The sequence below is a fragment of the Rhodococcus sp. IEGM 1302 genome, assembly GCF_030056935.1.
GTDB lineage: Bacteria > Actinomycetota > Actinomycetes > Mycobacteriales > Mycobacteriaceae > Rhodococcus_F > Rhodococcus_F qingshengii.
Genome location: NZ_JASHKY010000003.1, coordinates 66867 through 84253, shown reverse-complemented (window position 1 = coordinate 84253; position 17387 = coordinate 66867). Strand labels below are relative to the sequence as shown.

Genomic DNA, 17387 nt, shown 5'->3' with positions numbered 1-17387 from the left:
GCCGAGAAATCACTCACCCCAGATAGTTTCGGAGAGACAAGCCGGTGCCCAAGCGCGCATCACTTGATCGAACGGAAAGCCGGGTCCAAGCAGGTACAGCCTGTTTTGTCGTATCCACTTCGTTCGAAGGAATCACCGAAATGCGCACCAAATCTCTCATCACCAGGGCCGTCGAGTTCCGCAGCGATGCAGATCCCGGCGACGGTCTCACTCTCTCCGGCTATGCCGCAGTGTTCAACCAGGACACCGAGATATCGTCGTGGGAAGGCACTTTTACCGAGCGCATTGCGCCAGGTGCATTCAAGAAAACACTCTCCGAGCGCACCCCGGTCATGCAGTTCGACCACGGCCACGACCCTCGCACAGGCACCGTTCCCATCGGCGTTTACACCGAACTCCGCGAGGACACCCACGGACTATTCGTTGCTGGCCGCTTGCATGACAACGATCTGGTCTTGCCGATTCGGCAGGCGATCGCATCAGGCGCGCTGACAGGTATGTCGTTCCGGTTCAGGGTCATTCAAGACACCTGGACGGATTCGAAGGGCCGCAAGCTCGACGCCAACCAGGCCGAGGATGAAATGTACCGAGGCAACCCTGTGGCGCGCACTATCCGCGAGGTTGCGCTCAGCGAGGCCGGTCCCGTTGTCTCACCGGCATACGCGGGCACATCGGTTGGCGTGAGAGACACCACCACCATCACTTCGAGCCAGGCCGCACGGCGGCTTCGACTCATCGAACTTTAGGGAATAGACCAATGATTGACATCAAAGATCCACGCTGGGCGAAGTACCACGGCCTCCCGGAGGCTCAGGTTGCCGCCGAGGCTCAGAAGATCCGCGCCGAGGCGCACGAGCTGGCTGAGCGTTCCGAATTGCAGGGGGCCGATGCTGACCGCTTCGAAGAGCTGGCAGATACGCTGGAGTACTTCAAGATCCGCAGCGAGTCCCGTGCACGTATGTTGAGCCTTGCCGACGCTGGCGGGCACATCGAAGCGGGTGCATCGTTCGACGGTCCGAAGCGAAAGGACACTGACCCGACGAGGGATGCAGCGCTGTCCAACGTCGAACGCTCGCACAAGGCAGGCAGGCTCACCGACGCCGCTGCAGCACTGTCCGAGAAGCTGATCGGCAGTGAGAGTATCGCCGCACGACTCGCAGCGACTACGGGCAGTGATGCTTACCGCAGTGCGTTCGCGAAGCTGGTCGTGAACCCCGAGCGCGGGCATCTCCTGTGGACCCCGCAGGAATCCGAGGCTTACCGCAATGCAGAGTCGGTGCGTTCGATCATCTCCGGCAGCAGCGGAACCGGAAAGCACCTCGTCCCTTGGGATCTGGACCCGGCAGTGATCTTGACCAGCGCAGGGAGTGTTTCGCCGTTGCGTGAAATCTCCAGGGTGGTCACGACTTCGAGCAATCAGTGGAACGGGGTCAGCTCGGCTGGTGTCACGGCAGAATGGCTTGCAGAGACCGCCGAGGCAGCCGACGCAAGTCCGTCCTTTGCGCCAGAGCCTGTCCCGCTATTCAAATCCAGTGCGTGGATCGAGTTTTCGTTCGAAGCCGAGGAAGACGCGTTGGGATTGCTCAGTGAACTCCAGCGGCTCCTGGCAGACGGCGCACTCGAACTCGAAAACGCGGCACTGGTGAACGGCAACGGAACGACTCAGCCGACCGGAATCGTGACATCCTTGGTCGCAGCGGGCGGCAGCGTCATCGTACCGGGCAGCGGCACCGAAGCTCTTGCGGCAGCGGACCTCTACAACCTCCAGAATGCCCTGGGGCCGCGATTCCAGCCGAATGCATCGTTTGCAGCGAACCTGGCGACTATCAACACGATTCGGCAATTCGAAACGGGCTCAGGGGCTTTGAAGTTTCCTTCGGCTCAGAATGTTCCGGCGACACTGTTGGGGCGGCCACTGCACGAGGTCAGCAACATCGACGGGACACTGAATCCGGCCGCTACCGAGAGTAATTACGTCGCGATCTACGGGGACTTCGGGAACTTTGTGATCGTTGACAAGCTCGGCAGCACAGTCGAACTCGTCCCTCAGGTATTCGGCCCGAACCGCCGACCAACGGGACAGCGCGGATTGCTCCTGCATCGGCGCATCGGCAGTGACGTGGTGAATCCGGCAGCGTTCAAGTTGCTCCGCATCAACACCACGGCCTGATGAAAGCTACCGGGTCGGTCATCTGGACTTCCTCGCACGGAGTTCACCAGTTTGATCGGCCCGGTTAGGTAGTGGCGGTCCCCATATCGGACGCGGCATCATCTACCCGCCAAAGGCTCTGTCTCTTTCACTATGGGAGACAGAGCCTTTGGTGTATTGAAACCTATAGGGTCTTACTACAAACCCTGATACACATATTGAAACCTGTTGGAAGGCTAGGAATATCATGTCGGACTCGTGGTGGTTGAAGGATGCACGTTGGGTCGCCATACGCAAGTGGTACAAGGACAACACTCCTCCGGGCGGCTGGACGTGTCATCTTTGCAACGAGCGAATTGATCCAAACGTCAGTGGTCGCACCAGGTTCGGGCTTTCAATAGACCACATCGTGCCGGTCAGTCGTGGTGGTGCTTTGTTCGATCTAGCCAACACCGCTCCCGCACACGGTAAATGCAACTCAGGGAAGAGGGAGGGTCGCAACCTGGCTGGCACCGTATCCGCGCCGTATCAAGCGCCGTTCCGACGCCGAGCACGACGTGCACCAGGCACAACACCGAAGCCTAGGCAGGCCGCACCACAGCCCATCACGATCGAACCTGTTGGACCCGACGACGTGACTGGTAGCCAGATCTGGTAAGCCACACTGCATCTCACACCATCACACTCATTGATCAACACAACATTGCTTCACACTGACTGACACTGCACTGCATGTGACACCTACCATGTTGCATGCCTACCACACTGCATGCCTTGTGCCCTTGCCTAGTTCAGATCCCTTACGTCTCAGTAAATCTCAGCCTTTGCACCACAACCACACTGCACACCATGACACTGCATGCTATGCCTTGCTGCTACCTACCACCCAACGATGCACTGCCATCAGCACGTTGCCCAACGCTGACCATGCATGACTGCAACTCATGTCTCTCGTTCGAAGCTTCCTCACGTCACACTGCACACCATTGCCCACGATCGCTGGTCCATTGCGCACGATGCTGCCGACGACGACGAGCAGAGCCAGCAGCAGTGCAGCAGCGACCGCGAAGGACACGACCAGCAGACCAACGCATGCACGCAACGCTGCCCAACCCACCCTCCTCACTGTGGCACCGCTTGGTAGCTCCTGCCGGACTAATGCAGTCCAATCGCCTACCGCTTGTGTAGTCATTGTATTCACCCCTTCCAGTTGGTGAATAGATATCAAAGAGAACACCGCACTAAAGGGATTCATTCCTTTCGATATCTACGACGCTAATACCATTCTTTCTATTTGTCACATAGGTAGGAGCGTACTCAAGGGAATGGTGCCCCATGGGCCGAGGGTAGGGGGGTCATCTATTTGCGTAGTGCTGTCAGGCACTCCCTGACCCTGCCTCCGATCGCTTCTCCCTCTATGATTTTTTCTTCAACTACTTTGCATAACCGCAGTTCAAAGCATTATTGGCGGCATGTACGTGGCCCGAAACGGGGTCCAAAAGAGAATCCGCCATGAGACGACGAGAACCGGCACCGCCGAGCGCCATTCCTGGGCACCAAACAATGGCAAAAGAATGGATCGAAGAATGGCCGACAGCCAAGCGCTAATGCCGTCCGATAAAGCTCCGATCACCACAGTAAGCACCTACCCCACCTATTCTTTCTGTGGCCGAGCCCTATTATTTTGAATTATCTTCCGCCATCATCTTCGATAACTTCTCTGCTAATTCGGCATCACGTCCAGCCGCTACCGATTGATATCTCATAGCCATCGCCGGAGTCGTGTGCCCGATACGCAACATCAGTTCGGCGGTGGTGGCACCGGCTTGAGCGGCCAGCACCGCGCCGACGTGGCGAAGATCGTGCACGCGCAGATCCGGCTTACCGATCGCGGCAGCGGCTTTCTTGAACGGCTTGCGGAACTCCCAATCGGTGATGTGCCCGCCATCGTCGGCAGCGAAGAGAAGGGCGTCGGGATGCTTCGGAATCCGGTCCAGGTGCACTGTGATCGCGCTACGGATATGTGGAGGCACCGCGACGGTACGGACACCGGCAGCAGTCTTCGGCGTATCCACAGTGGTAACGCCGGACCGATACGTCACGGCCCGCTCGACACGCAACGTCGCCGCATCCTTGCCGACATCCTTGCGCCGAAGCTCCTTCAGCTCACCAGACCGTAGACCGCACCACCCGAGCAGCAGCACCGCGACGGCCAACGCTTCGGGCATCTCCCCCGCGAGCCGAGACAACTCCTGTGGCGTCAGTAGACCGATGTCGCGCTTCCTCTTGGTCTGCATTGCCGAACGGATACGGCAAGGGTTGGCGTCGATCACCTCGTCCGAGACAGCCGTCGCCATGATCGCGTGCAGTAGTGCGTAGGCATGAGCCTTGCGAGTCGGTCCGGTCGCCAGCTCGGCATACCAGACCCGAACAGCAGCAGGAGAGACTGCCGACACCTTCAGATCCCCGAGCTTCGGATTGATGTGCAGGCGCAGCAGATCGTCGTAGAGGGAGCGGGTGCGCGGCTTGAGCGTGCGATGAGAGAGCCAGATCGCGGAATACGCTGCCAGGCTCAGACCGCGCGACTTCTCCGCACCAGGCGGCGTCCAGGTCTCCAGGTCAATGGTGCGTTTGACGTTGCCGAGCCAGCCCTCCGCGTCGATCTTCGCTTTGTACGTCTGTGGCGCGGCGTAGGTGATCCCGTCAGGGCCGACATAGCTCGCACGGTGGTTGCCGCTCGGCAGTTTCTTGATCGTTCCCCAGCTACGACGCCGCTTGACCGTCATGCTGCACTCCCCTGGAATCGTTCCGTCTGCGTTCCCTTACGAGAGTAGTTCTCTGCATACCTATGTACCTACTTGCAACATCGGCTGAGAGCTTTGCATGCTGGTCAGAATGACTTTTTGGCGTGCCTACCTGCACCTATCCCCTGTGGCGTGATCAGGTTCGAATCCTGCCGGGGCACCACAAGATTTGCATCACGAATAGTCACGCTGCGTGGATAAAGCGATCTCTCTCCAGACCGATCCGATCCGGACCGAAACCTAGCCCACAAATTGCGTACCGTCCGCAGTAATCTGCCTCGTATGAAGAAGGCGCTTCCAAAGACCCTGAAGTCACTCGCCCGGACCGTTGGAATCCTGGCACTCGCGATCGTCGTGGTATCCGTCGTCGAGCGGTTCACCGGCGCACACCAACCGACGACCGGTCCCGCGTCGTTGACCGGGCCCGACCAATCGTTGTAGCCCTTCCCTGCGACAAGGTCGTCTCACGAAGTTCTACGACGACGAGTCGGTAGGCAAGAGTCCACCAATGGCGGCTGAGTCGCATGCAACACGCTGCGCGGAGCGGCCGCGACTGTCACAGAATCTCTGCGCTCCGGATCCCAAGGCGTCACAGCAGCCGGGGCAGTCAAACCTTGCGGGCAGCCGCGGGTGTAGCGCCATTGACACAAGCTGCGTCAGAATGGTTGCGCGAGAACTCGATTCGAAGGTCCGATTTCGCGAAGTGTCCAGAGAGCTGCGAAAAGTACCGGATGAGGGACCTCGCGGCCACTCGGTGCGGTTGCTCGGATGTGGCGACTGCACGCCGATCGAACCGGTCGCTTCCACCGTCAGCAACTACGCAACGACCGTCACCATTTGACTCCAGGCATCGAAAGCGCTTGAAAAGTAAGCCAGTTCATCGTGCCGAGGCGCGCGAGGACGACGTGAACCTGTGGGGTCTCGCGATCTTCGAAGAAGCCTCCGACGTGGCATTTTCCGAGATCCACACACATCCCAGGCAGTGCCTCATCCGTGCGCACAAGAGCGTCGCCAAAAGTCGCTGCGGCGCGCGATCAGCTGGACTGACGTAACCGTACCGAAGGCTTTCTACGAAAAGCTGGGCGATTCTTTGTCTCGAAATGCCATGTCGGCCCCCGAAGCATTATCGACAGTTAACTCAGGCCGGAATTCAATCTGCTAAGAAAAACGAATCTAATGTGACCCCTATCTCTGGATCATTTCAGAACAGGGGTTTCGATGACCCGCGACTGAATTCACCCCCTAATTCACCCTCCTCCTATACACAGAAAAATGATTTGCATTTATGTCGAGCGTGTGCGCACAGATAATTCGCTCCACACCTTGTCGTTCCGACAGCAAATAAGGGGCAGTGAACTGCATAAAGGCTCATTCGGTACAGCAGCGCCGACTCGGCTCGGCCGCTCACCGATTGTCGACAAGGGCAAAGGCAGGCATGCAAACGATGGTCGAGATCGAATTGTGATGAACCAGCCAGTTAACTTGAAAGAAATCAACGGAAGATAGATATACCCAGGTAAGCGCAGTTTTTTTTGCATGGACGCACGTCCATGGCGTGTCCAGCTATGCGATTTGCTCGTGTTAGATTCCTGATTGCGCATCGCCCGGTTTGCGCCTTCTGCGTTGTTTGCGCGGAATTTGCATCTTCTCGCGAACGGCCCCGCGCACATTTCTTTACGTTGTGCAAAAGAAAGGAATTTCATGAAAACCGTCACGGCAGCGAAGCACGTAGCACGAAGACTCCCCCCTCGGAGCCATCGCACTGTTGCTTTTGCTATCCGGGATGGTGCTCATGCTCGAACTGCAATGAATCGCGCAGGAAAGATCCTCGGCCGCAGCCTTTAGTACCTCGTAGGTCGTCGCGTTAGGTAATACCGGCGGTCGATTTTTCTTGGAATTTCCTGGCCTACCCAGAGCCGGCCGTCGGTCTGCGCTGGCGCCAACCAGGTCCGATTACCAACTGTTCGGCTCCGCAATAGGTCGCCTGAGAATCACCAACGCTCGCAACCAGGCTCCAGAGCGGCTCAAAGGTCCCGTTTCCCTATTCGACGGCCCCGGAAACGGGGCCTAAATCATGTGTTCTGAACGAAAGGTGTTCGTCATGCGTAACCGTGTCTTCCCACGCCGTGCCGGGGAGGGGGTGGTGTCTCGGTGGGCAGTTTTGGGGATGATCGTTGCGGTCCTGGCGCTGGTCATATCGTCGTTCTCATTCGTCCAAGTTGCCTCAGCAGATGACATCGGGACCTCGACCACCACAGGTCCGACCACCACAGTTCCGACCACAACGAAGCCGCCCGCGACTACGACGGAGGCGCCACTGAAAACGACGGCGCCGCCTACTTCCACGTCGGAGTCACCCACTTCTGCGAAACCGCCGATCACAACCACGGCGCCCCCGTCTACGACTTCTGTGGCGGCGCAGCGACTGGCCGCACGCGGAGTCAATCCCGGCATCGATGTGAAAATCACCGACGTCCAGGTCGAGGGAAAGAACGACCAGCAGATCACGGTCGGGGACTCCGTCACGGTGAAGGGCATTTGGGACGCGTCAAGCGCGAGTCCGCAGCCGGGCGACCAGTTCACCATTGAATTCCCTGGCGAGCTGAAGCTTCAGTCCAACCCGACGATCGCGCTGGAGGGCGACGATGGGACGGTTTGGGGCACATGCGATCTGGCTGCTTCCACCAATCTCATGACCTGCGTGCTCTCCGACGCTGTGGCGGATCGGCCGGACGAGGTGAAGGGCGATTTCTTCGTCTACACGAAGGCAGTCGAGTACACCACGTCAGAGACTGTGGATTTCACGATCAACAACAAGGTCACGCAGGTCGACCTGCCCGGCACGGGCGGCATCACCGACGGCCGCGTAATCGGCGAGTCGACGAAGTCCGGCAAACTCCAGGACAACAAGCAGTCAGTGCGGTGGACCATCGACATCCCCGGCGCAGATCTGGCCAAGTTGGACACAGGCAACACCGGTTCGGTGACCCTGAGCGACGAGCTCTCCGACAACATGAAGGTGTGTGCGGGCAGCCTGCTCAACGCGAAGCTGTGGTCCGGTCGCCCGGGCGATCTCAAAGAGACCCCTGGCGGCGTCACCGTCACCCAACCCGACGCGGGTGTTCAGGTCACGATCAACATCAACAACGGCGGGCCCTTCGAGGGCAGCAAGCTCTACCGCATCGAGTACACCTCATGCACGACCAGCGGCGTTGTGGATCTCAAGGGGACTCAGTACACCAACTCCGTGACGATCGGTGACAACACGGTGGCTTCGGATGGCGTGGGACAGGACTACGCGCCGCAGACCGAGCCCTGGAAGGGCGGCTACCTCGACGGCGGTAAGCGCAATACGGAAGCCGTCTGGACGATTGTGGTTCCGGGCACCGACATTGCCGCCAACAACCACAAGATCGACATCACCGACACCTTCGGCGGCCCCCATGCGGTCTGTGCCTCGGGCGTGCAGGTAGTCATCGAGAAGTCTGACTACCTCCCAGGGCGGGAGAACGAACCCAACTACCGCACTCCTGCCGCAGGATTCACCATTGCTCCCATCGGCGCAGTAGCCGGCGCGAGTACCTTCACCGCGGCGATCACTGTGGATAACCCGGACACATTCAACGAAGAACAGTATTACTACTTCACGTACCGGACCTGCCTGACCACCACCGAGGTGCCGGACTCCGAGGACCATCTCACCAACTCGGCGGTCGTCAACAAGACGTCGATCACGGGAAAGACTGAGGGACCTGGGTTCACGAGCGGCAAGAACGGCGCGATCAACACCACGTCGCAGACGATCGGCGGTGTGGAGCAGCCGGCAGGCACCACCCTCAATTGGACCGTGGAAATCTCCGGACACGATCTCGAGGGCCTTACGGAACCGGCGGTCATCAACGACAGGTTCTCACCGAACATGACGGTGTGTGAAATCGGCGGCGATCTCAAGAGCAACCTCAATCTCAAGGTCGTCGCGCAAGACTTCTTCGACGGCAACAAGAAACGCGATATAACCGACGCCACCTCGGTGGCGCGCGCCGACGGCGGTTTCGATCTCACCCTCCCTCGGGACGCGGACGGTTACAGCCGTCAGACGAAGTACCTCGTCAGCTACACCCTGTGCACCAGCAGCGGCGGACTGGACCAGCGCGACACGGAATACTCCAACACCCTCACCTATGCCGGCAAGCAGACGCTGTCGAAGAGCGTCAAGCAGGAATGGGGCGGCGGCGGCACCGGCCAAGGTGTGTCGCGGGGCTCGTTCTCGCTTCTGAAGGAGATCGCTCCCTTCTCCGAGAAATTCCCGGAAGACACCGAGTTCACTGTGAAAGTCGAGGAGTTCGCCCCCGGGCAAGATCCAGCGACCGACGCCCCGGTGAGCTCCTACGAGATCAAGGTGAAGGCTGACGGGACACCCGTCAGTGGGATCAACCCCCGCGGAACCGGCTGGCAGATCCGCCTGTCCGAGATCAACCTCCCGACCGTTGACGGTGTGTACTTCGAGAGAGGGACGTTCCGCCCGTCGGAGGGTGTGACGCTCAACGGGGACCGCACCGAGGCGCTGGTGACCATCACGCCGAAGAGCAATGTCGGTGTCACACTGCTCAACAAAGCGAGCCTGGGATCGGCGAGGATCACCAAATCCGTCATCGGTGACGGAGCGCGCACGGGGCTCGAGGCTTTCGTCGTCAACGCAGAGATCGCCTTCGGTGACGACGCCGCCGGCAACGAGCTGCGTCAATTCACCCTGAAGGACGGTCAGCACTACGACCTGGGCAAATTGCCCATCGGAGCGAAAGTCACCTTCACCGAGGTCCAACCGACGAACACCGACCTCGTGACGTGGTCGCTGCCGGTGATCAGCCCGAAGACGCTCACCATCGGCACCGACGCGTCGGCGAACACGGTCTCCGTCACCAACGAGGCCACGATCACGCAAGGCACCTTCGAAGTGAGCAAAAAGCTCACGGGCCCGAAGGCGTCCGACAAGGCCGTACCGGCGAGCTTCGACGTGATTGCCACCTGGCTCGATACGGACGACAACCCGCAGAGCAAGACGCTGTCTCTTCCGTCCGACGGCACCCCGGTTCCGTTCGGCGAGAACCTGCCGGGCGGCACCGAAGTCACACTGACAGAGCTGGTTCCGGCAAACGGTGACGGTCTCGCCTATGGCGTGCCCGCATACTCCGGGAATGTCAGGATCAGTCCGGACAACGCAGCCGTGGTGACCATCGGCAAGGATCTGCGCAAGATCGAGGTGTCGAACTTCGTCGACGTCAACGACGGCACTCTGCGCATCGCAAAGCAGGTCGGCGGTGAGGCCGCCGAGGCCGTCGGCGACGACGTGGAGTTCACGGTCGAGGCGCGTTGGCGCGACGGTGTGGAGTACCGCACCCAGGTGCTGAGCGTCAAGCAGGGACAGACCACACCGCTCGGCGTCGACCTCCCTGTCGGCACCGAGGTGACCTTCACCGAGACCGGCCGTCCCGATGTCGACGGAGTCGAGTGGGGCACGATCTCCTGGGGCACCAGCCCGGAAGGCGAATCGTGGCTGCACTCGAACCTCGACGGCACCGCGACGGGCATAGTCTCCGACGACCCGACCGACGGTCGGCTGATCACGCTGTCGAACGAGGCGCTGTGGAAATTCGGATCGGTCGAATTCACGAAGTTCATCCTCGACGCTGACGGCAACCCCGTCCGCGCACCCGAGGCCGACCTGCCTGACAGCGCGACGTTCGAGGTCCGTATCGACGGGATCGATCCGGCACTCCCCGCTGGAACTGATTTCCCGGCAGTGGGCCAGACCATCACCCTCGATGCCGCAAACGACTGGAGCTGGACGTCCGACGAGGTTGTGCCGCGGAACACCGTGATCACCTTCTCCGAGGTCGACCCCAAGCCACTGGCCGGTATCGACTGGGCGCGGCCGTACTACTACGTCTCCGCGGATGCCGGTGACGCCGATTACCGCGACACCGTCAAGGCGGTGGCCGGTGAGAAGGCTGTGGTGGAGATCCACAACCGCCCGATCCCGACCACCGAGGTGGATATCGACAAGATCGTGACCGGCCCCAAGGGCAGCCAGGTGGCCAAGGACGGATCCACGATCTTCCAGGTCACGGCTACGTGGACGGACATCGACAATGAGGCGCGGTCTTGTGTTCTCGATGTCAAGCCGGGCGCTTCGGTCACTCCGACCGCCCAGTGCGACGCAGCCGTCATCGACGGCCGGGTCCAGTTCCCGCTGAACACCGACATCACTTTCACAGAAACCGGTGCTCACACCGACGTCACCAACGTCAAGTGGGGTGAAGTGATCTGGGGCGTCAAGGAAGGCAAGGCGGATGTCTCGAAGATCGACGGCGAACCGACCGCAACTTCCGTCGAGCTCACCGGCGAAGCAAACAAGTCGGTGGTCCTGGGACTCGAGAACAACACCAGCAGCAATGGGCTGATCATCATCCCGATCCCGATCCCGCTGCCGCCGTGGGAAATCCCGACATGGCCGGGCTCTGAAGTACCCGGAGGACCAGGCACTGACGTGTCGACTCCCGGCAACAACGCTCCCGGCAACAACGGTGGTGGACACAACGGTGCTCCGGGCACACCTGCTCCGGGAAATCCTGCTCAGGCCAAACCGGACCAGTCATCGTCCCTGCCGGTAACCGGCGCGAACGTCATCTGGCTCGCCGGTCTGGCGCTGGCACTGATCGGCGGTGGAGCATGGCTCACCCTGCGTAACCGCAAGCGTGCACCCGGCCAGGAGTAACTCCCAACCAGGAATACCGAAACAGGGCGGGTGCGACATACGCCTGGTCGCACCCGCCCTGTTTCACCGTCACGACGTATTTATCTCGCGGCCGCCCCCGTGGCCCACCCCTCGAAGGAGAAACACCATGTCATTCCTCCCGTTCCCGACCGTCATCGAAGGCATCGAGACCACTGGTTCTGCCGCGATCGACGGCCTCGGTCGCCTGTCCGTACTCCTTTACGATCTCCTCGGCGGTACCGGAAGCGCCACGATCAACGCGGGCAGCTAGTTCGATACGGCACCAATTCGACCCATCAGCTAGCTCGGTAGATCTGTGAAGAGGAGACCCCGGTCCGTGAGCGATACCGAAGTTCCAGGGCGTCGTCGGCCGGGCGCAGGCCAGGTAATCGGCGAACTGCTCCTCACGGCCGGGGTCGTCATCCTGCTGTTCGTCATCTATGAGGCGTTCTGGACCAATATCGTCTCAGGGCGGCTGCAGGACGAGCTCAACAACAGTCTGGAGGAATCCTGGGCCGAAGTCCCCGAAGCCTCAGGAGCGATCGATGGTCAGCCGGTGTCCCCGCTGATCCCTGTGCTCGGCGAGGGATTCGCGCGCGTGCATTTCCCCACACTCGGCGCCGCGTACGCAATCGTCGAGGGCACACGCAACGAGGACCTGCGGGCCGGCCCCGGCCACTACCCGGACTCGCAGATGCCCGGCGAAGCCGGAAACTTCGCGCTCGCCGGGCACCGCAATGGTTCCGGCGCAGTCTTCCAACACCTGGATCGACTCGATGCATGCGATGCCGTCGTCGTGGAGACCGAGTTCCAATGGATGACGTACCGGTTGCTCCCACTCGACCAGGCCTCGCCCGAACGTCGCGCTGCGGCGAAAGCCTGCTTGAATCCCGAGCAAGCCGATCGTGTTTCCGAAGGCGACTACGTCCATCTCCTCGGGCGGCGCATCACCGTGCCCGGGGATGTTGCGGTCGTCAACCCGCTGCCCGGAAGCCCTTGGGCCGAGCCCGACGCCACGCTGGAAAGTATGTTGACACTGACCACGTGCCATCCGCTCTACTCGAACAGCGAACGCTTGATCGTCCACGCGGTTCTCGTCGAAACAATCTCGAAGACTTCGGGCACCATTCCCGCGGCATTCCAGGAGCAATGAATGTACGGATACCTCTGGGGAGCGCTCCCCGGCCCCCGACCAGTGAAGGCCCTGCTGGCGATCGTTCTCGTGGTCGCGGTGGTGCTGCTACTCATGGAATTCGTATTTCCTTGGGTGTCAGAGCATATGCCCTACTCCGACGTCACCGTATAGAGCGCCCGTGCAGGTCGGCCGACACCTGCACAAAGCCCGGCTGGAGCCCGAAGGTGCTGTCCTACATCGGACTCGACGGATCTACGATGATTCTGGCGTGTCGATGCAAACCAGTTTCCGCGTGTGTCGGAACGGGTCGCCTAGTTGACGCTCGGGGCTCTCCGGAATGGTTGTTCGACGCCTGAGCGAGCACTGAAACCTGACTCCGCCGCTACAGAACCTTCGTGAAGATCTGCGCCGGCGCTGCCGTCTCGAGCTTGTCCAGCGCCTCAACCAACCTGACGAAGTGCTCGGTATGAGTGTGGGCGTCGAGGTGCTCCTGCGATTCCCATTCCTCCGCCAACACGAGCTCGCAGGGATTGTCGGTGCGCTGCAGTAACTCGTAATTGATGCAGCCGACCTCTTTTCGGGTCTCGGTGACAAGTTCGTCGTACAACCGAAGCACTTCCGCGAGATCGCCCTGCTCCACCGTTGTTGGCACCAACACCCTGATCACAAAGACTCTCCGATTCGACTGTCCTGCAATAGCCCGTCGGCTCGAAGTCTGCCGTAGACCTCCGACAGATCGACATTTCCGTTGTGACTCGAAGTTTGCGGACAGGCGCAATATCTACGAAACACCCCCGATACCGGAGGTTCGTAGGGTTTGCCGAAGTCGGGCTCGCAATCAGCAGCGCAGCCCTGGGCCCGGGCGAGGGGTAAGCACATGAGTGGAAATGCAGTTCGCTTGCAAGCGATCAAGGACGTCGAGGCCTACACACCTCCGGTGGTCAGTTTCACGACCGACGAGACACCCGGAGAGGTGTTCGGAGCCAACGTCTTCAACAAGGTGGTCATGCAGAAGCGACTGCCCAAGCTTGTCTACAAATCGGTGATGGCGACGATCGAGCAAGGCAAACCGCTCGATCCCATGGTCGCCGACGCGGTCGCATCCGCGATGAAGGACTGGGCGTTGGAGAAAGGCGCAACCCACTACGCCCACGTCTTCTATCCGCTTACCGGGTTGACCGCCGAGAAGCACGACAGCTTCCTCGAGCCGGTCGGCGACGGCAGTGCACTGGCGGAGTTCGCCGGCAAGACCTTGATCCAAGGTGAACCCGACGCTTCGAGTTTCCCGAACGGCGGGCTGCGCAACACGTTCGAGGCTCGCGGATACACCGGCTGGGATGTCACGAGCCCGGCCTACGTTCTCGAAAACCCCAACGGCAACACACTGTGTATCCCGACCGTGTTCGTTTCGATGACCGGCGAAGCGCTCGACCACAAGACTCCCCTGCTGCGTTCACAACAGGCAATGGGTTTCCACGCCGAACGAATCCTTAAGTTGTTCGGTCATACCGATCCCGAGCACATCGTGTCGTTCTGCGGACCCGAGCAGGAGTACTTCCTGATCGATCGACACTTCTTCCTCGCCCGCCCCGACCTCCTCAACGCCGGCCGAACACTCTTCGGCGCAAAGCCGCCCAAGGGCCAGGAGTTCGACGACCACTACTTCGGGGCGATCCCGGAACGTGTGCTCGGATTCATGATGGACACCGAGCGGGAACTTTTCAAACTCGGTATCCCCGCCAAGACGCGGCACAACGAGGTTGCGCCCGGCCAGTTCGAAATCGCCCCGATGTTCGAGCGAGGCAACATCGCCGCGGACCACCAGCAGTTGCTGATGACCACTTTCAAGACAATCGCCAAGAAGCACGGCATGGAATGTCTGTTCCACGAGAAGCCGTTCGACGGTGTCAACGGCTCCGGCAAGCACGTCAACTTCTCGCTGGGCAACTCCGAACTCGGCAGTTTGCTTGTCCCCGGCGACAATCCGCATGACAACGCCCAGTTCCTCGTATTCTGCGCCGCAGTCATCCGGGCCGTCCACAAATACGCCGGCCTCCTGCGCGCGTCGGTCGCATCGGCAACCAACGATCACCGTCTCGGTGCCAACGAGGCTCCCCCGGCCATCATCTCGATCTTCCTCGGCGATCAGCTGGCCGACGTCTTCGAGCAGATCGCCAAGGGCGCAGCGACATCGTCGAAGGACAAGGGCACCATGATGATCGGAGCCGACACCCTTCCCGTCCTACCGACCGACCCGGGCGACCGCAACCGCACGAGCCCATTTGCCTTCACCGGCAACCGTTTCGAGTTCCGCGCGCCAGGATCGCTGCAAACAGTCAACGGCCCGATGGTCACCATCAACACGATCATGGCCGAGGCCTTGGACTACATGGCCACCGAACTGGAGGCCGCGGTCGCCGACGGCGCCGATTTCGACACCGCCGTCCAGAATCTGCTCACCGAGATCATCACCAACCACGGTGCGGTTGTCTTCAACGGCGACGGTTACTCGGAGAACTGGCAGATCGAGGCCGAGTCTCGCGGCCTGCCGAACCTTCGCACCACGCTGGACGCCCTTCCTGAACTGATCACCGAATCCTCGATGGAACTCTTCGAGAAGTACAAGGTCTTCAACCACCGGGAGATGCACAGCCGCTACGAGGTCGGACTCGAACAGTACGCACTGAGCATCGGCGTCGAGGCACGCCTGGCCGCCGAAATCGGTACGACGCTGATTCTTCCGGCCGCAGTGCGCCACCAGACGGAAGTTGCGCAGAACTTCGTCGCACTGAAGTCTGCCGGCCTCGAACCGGATTCAGCACCGCTCGAAGAAGTGTCGGCGCCCGTTGCGGCTCTGCGCACAGCGCTCGCGGCCCTGCGCGCAGCAATCGACACCGACGCCGGCGAGTCGCCATTCGATCAGGCCAAGCACGCACAGGACGCACTCCTGCCCGCCATGGCAGAGGTACGTGCAGCGGCCGACTTCCTCGAAACCATCGTCGCCGACGATCACTGGCCACTCCCGACGTATCAGGAAATGCTCTTCATTCTCTGAGTATCACCCGAATATCACTACCCACAGAACTATGGCCTGCAACTCGATCGAGTTGCAGGCCATAGTTGTCGAATCTTGCTCGGCTAGCGGTCTTCCGGCATCGTGACTTCGAGTACGCGAGCCTCACCGGTGGTCGCGGGGTCAGGACGATCGCGCGAATCCGACGACGCCATCTGGAGTCCGTTCAAATCGGTCCGCATGTAGATGACGTTGTAACGGTCCCACGTGGTGGCGACGAATTCGAGGAACTGTCCGCTCGCCCACGGGTGCATGAATCCGCCGTACAACGCGGGCAACGTGATTCCACTCAACAGGGTCTGCGTACCACTCCACGGGCCTTGCGGTTGGTCGGCCTGACGGATCACCAGGTTGCCCTCGGCACTGGTGTACATGGCAACGTACTTGTTCAGGTAGTCGTTCCACTGCACTGCGAGTTCACTGACCGGTGCCTTGATGACCTGAACGGCATCGGTATCTCGCGGACTCCAACCGGAGCCGTCCCAGTATTCGTAGGCGCCGAGATTTCTGATGTCGGCGCCGGCCACTCGCGCCAGGATCGCCTTACCGAAACGACCTGAGGGAGTTCCGTATTCGTAAATGTAGCCGTCCCGACCGTCGAGGAAGGCGCTCTGCTGGAAGTTGGAATTGATCGGCGATACTGCCGGAATCCCCGGAATGCCAAGTCCTTCGGTATTGGCGCGAACTGTCGCCGGATCGAGTTCCCAGTTCTCACCGTTGTCCGTGGAGAAGGCCAGAGCCGAGTAGTTGGTGGTCCAGGCTCCAGGTTCGTCCCACGACCGAACGGACATGAATCTGATGTACTGCACACCACCGTAAGAGATTCCAGCGGTCGGGATGGTGGTGAACTCACCCGGAATGCCGAATCCCGGAATGATCTCCTTGGAATGATTGGGGCCGTCCAAAGGAGAACTGTCGATCTTCATCCCGTCGGCAATGGCGGTGTCGTTGCTGCGGAACAATACGTTGCTGCGCCAGTCGTCACCCGGGGTGTCGCAGTCGCCCACCGTGTCGCCGAATGCCATCAGAACGTCGTGATCCGGCCCCGAAAGACCGTTGTCCCACATGATTCCGAGGTCGGTTCCCGACACGTTGAACCGCTCGATAGTGTTGTTGGGACTGCCTGGGCCAGTGACCATTTCGATCGCTTTGGTGCGGCCGGTCAGCACCGGCAGAGCACCGTTGGGGGCGCCGGTGATCCAAGGCAGCGCGTTGGCGAGGGAGCCGGTACCGGCGGATCCACTGCCGAGCGATCCGGTCAGCGAGCCGAGCGAACCCGTCATCGATCCGGCGGAACCACTTCCTCCCGAACCGCACGGTCCACCGATCGCCGACGCAGACGGTGCTGCGGCAATCGTCGCGGCAATCGTGACGACGCCTATCGACAACATCGCCGACATGGAGTGTTTATTACGCACGTGCAGCCCCTCTGATCATTTCGACTCGTTCGG

Annotated in this window: 13 protein-coding genes; 10 read left to right on the top strand and 3 right to left on the bottom strand. The window is 60.5% G+C overall.

Annotated elements, in window-relative coordinates; all coding sequences use genetic code 11:
* The first annotated feature begins 140 nt into the window (after positions 1–140).
* The 3 genes from QM609_RS07470 (at position 141) to QM609_RS29255 (ending at position 2807) form a co-directional block, all read left to right on the top strand.
* Positions 141–746, top strand: a complete 606-nt coding sequence (locus QM609_RS07470) for an HK97 family phage prohead protease (protein ID WP_283337224.1) — start codon at positions 141–143, stop codon at positions 744–746.
* Between the two features lie 11 nt (positions 747–757).
* Complete coding sequence (locus tag QM609_RS07465) at positions 758–2170, top strand: phage major capsid protein (RefSeq protein ID WP_283337222.1); 1413 nt, start codon at positions 758–760, stop codon at positions 2168–2170.
* A gap of 226 nt (positions 2171–2396) precedes the next feature.
* On the top strand, positions 2397–2807 hold the full coding sequence (locus tag QM609_RS29255; RefSeq protein WP_502942712.1) for an HNH endonuclease: 411 nt from the start codon (positions 2397–2399) through the stop codon (positions 2805–2807).
* A 1021-nt stretch (positions 2808–3828) separates the two neighbouring features.
* Here QM609_RS29255 and QM609_RS07460 read toward each other — a convergent pair.
* Positions 3829–4935 carry a tyrosine-type recombinase/integrase gene (locus QM609_RS07460; RefSeq protein ID WP_283337220.1) on the bottom strand — a complete coding sequence of 369 codons (1107 nt, stop codon included), beginning with the start codon at positions 4933–4935 and terminating at the stop codon, positions 3829–3831.
* A gap of 300 nt (positions 4936–5235) precedes the next feature.
* Here QM609_RS07460 and QM609_RS07455 point away from each other — a divergent pair, with 300 nt between their 5' ends.
* The 6 genes from QM609_RS07455 (at position 5236) to QM609_RS07430 (ending at position 13034) form a co-directional block, all read left to right on the top strand.
* Positions 5236–5394 carry a hypothetical protein gene (locus tag QM609_RS07455; protein WP_003945304.1) on the top strand — a complete coding sequence of 53 codons (159 nt, stop codon included), beginning with the start codon at positions 5236–5238 and terminating at the stop codon, positions 5392–5394.
* Between the two features lie 419 nt (positions 5395–5813).
* The gene (locus QM609_RS07450) at positions 5814–6005 is read left to right on the top strand and encodes a hypothetical protein (protein ID WP_039973327.1); all 192 of its coding nucleotides are present in this window, start codon (positions 5814–5816) and stop codon (positions 6003–6005) included.
* A 1115-nt stretch (positions 6006–7120) separates the two neighbouring features.
* Positions 7121–11728: a DUF5979 domain-containing protein gene (locus tag QM609_RS07445; protein WP_050656181.1), complete on the top strand. Its 4608-nt coding sequence runs from the start codon at positions 7121–7123 to the stop codon at positions 11726–11728.
* A gap of 127 nt (positions 11729–11855) precedes the next feature.
* Positions 11856–11999 carry a hypothetical protein gene (locus tag QM609_RS07440; RefSeq protein WP_167398201.1) on the top strand — a complete coding sequence of 48 codons (144 nt, stop codon included), beginning with the start codon at positions 11856–11858 and terminating at the stop codon, positions 11997–11999.
* A 66-nt stretch (positions 12000–12065) separates the two neighbouring features.
* Positions 12066–12881, top strand: a complete 816-nt coding sequence (locus QM609_RS07435; protein WP_042923869.1) for a class E sortase — start codon at positions 12066–12068, stop codon at positions 12879–12881.
* Entirely contained in the window at positions 12882–13034 is a 153-nt protein-coding gene (locus QM609_RS07430; protein ID WP_003945315.1) for a hypothetical protein, read from the top strand.
* Between the two features lie 211 nt (positions 13035–13245).
* On the opposite strand, the gene QM609_RS07425 is transcribed toward QM609_RS07430, so the two are convergent.
* Positions 13246–13515, bottom strand: coding sequence for a putative quinol monooxygenase (locus tag QM609_RS07425; protein ID WP_223257903.1), 270 nt, complete (start codon positions 13513–13515; stop codon positions 13246–13248).
* 225 nt (positions 13516–13740) lie between these two features.
* Here QM609_RS07425 and QM609_RS07420 point away from each other — a divergent pair, with 225 nt between their 5' ends.
* On the top strand, positions 13741–15918 hold the full coding sequence (locus QM609_RS07420; protein WP_003945365.1) for a glutamine synthetase III family protein: 2178 nt from the start codon (positions 13741–13743) through the stop codon (positions 15916–15918).
* 83 nt (positions 15919–16001) lie between these two features.
* On the opposite strand, the gene QM609_RS07415 is transcribed toward QM609_RS07420, so the two are convergent.
* Positions 16002–17336 carry a glycoside hydrolase family 183 protein gene (locus QM609_RS07415; RefSeq protein WP_007733338.1) on the bottom strand — a complete coding sequence of 445 codons (1335 nt, stop codon included), beginning with the start codon at positions 17334–17336 and terminating at the stop codon, positions 16002–16004.
* Between the last annotated feature and the right edge of the window lie 51 nt (positions 17337–17387).

Coding starts and splice junctions, on each gene's coding strand:
- QM609_RS29255 (WP_502942712.1), top strand. CDS start 2,397: ATGTCGGACTCGTGGTGGTTGAAGGATGCACGTTGGGTCGCCATACGC.
- QM609_RS07470 (WP_283337224.1), top strand. CDS start 141: ATGCGCACCAAATCTCTCATCACCAGGGCCGTCGAGTTCCGCAGCGAT.
- QM609_RS07455 (WP_003945304.1), top strand. CDS start 5,236: ATGAAGAAGGCGCTTCCAAAGACCCTGAAGTCACTCGCCCGGACCGTT.
- QM609_RS07445 (WP_050656181.1), top strand. CDS start 7,121: ATGATCGTTGCGGTCCTGGCGCTGGTCATATCGTCGTTCTCATTCGTC.
- QM609_RS07430 (WP_003945315.1), top strand. CDS start 12,882: ATGTACGGATACCTCTGGGGAGCGCTCCCCGGCCCCCGACCAGTGAAG.
- QM609_RS07465 (WP_283337222.1), top strand. CDS start 758: ATGATTGACATCAAAGATCCACGCTGGGCGAAGTACCACGGCCTCCCG.
- QM609_RS07420 (WP_003945365.1), top strand. CDS start 13,741: ATGAGTGGAAATGCAGTTCGCTTGCAAGCGATCAAGGACGTCGAGGCC.
- QM609_RS07440 (WP_167398201.1), top strand. CDS start 11,856: ATGTCATTCCTCCCGTTCCCGACCGTCATCGAAGGCATCGAGACCACT.
- QM609_RS07460 (WP_283337220.1), bottom strand. CDS start 4,935: ATGACGGTCAAGCGGCGTCGTAGCTGGGGAACGATCAAGAAACTGCCG.
- QM609_RS07415 (WP_007733338.1), bottom strand. CDS start 17,336: ATGTCGGCGATGTTGTCGATAGGCGTCGTCACGATTGCCGCGACGATT.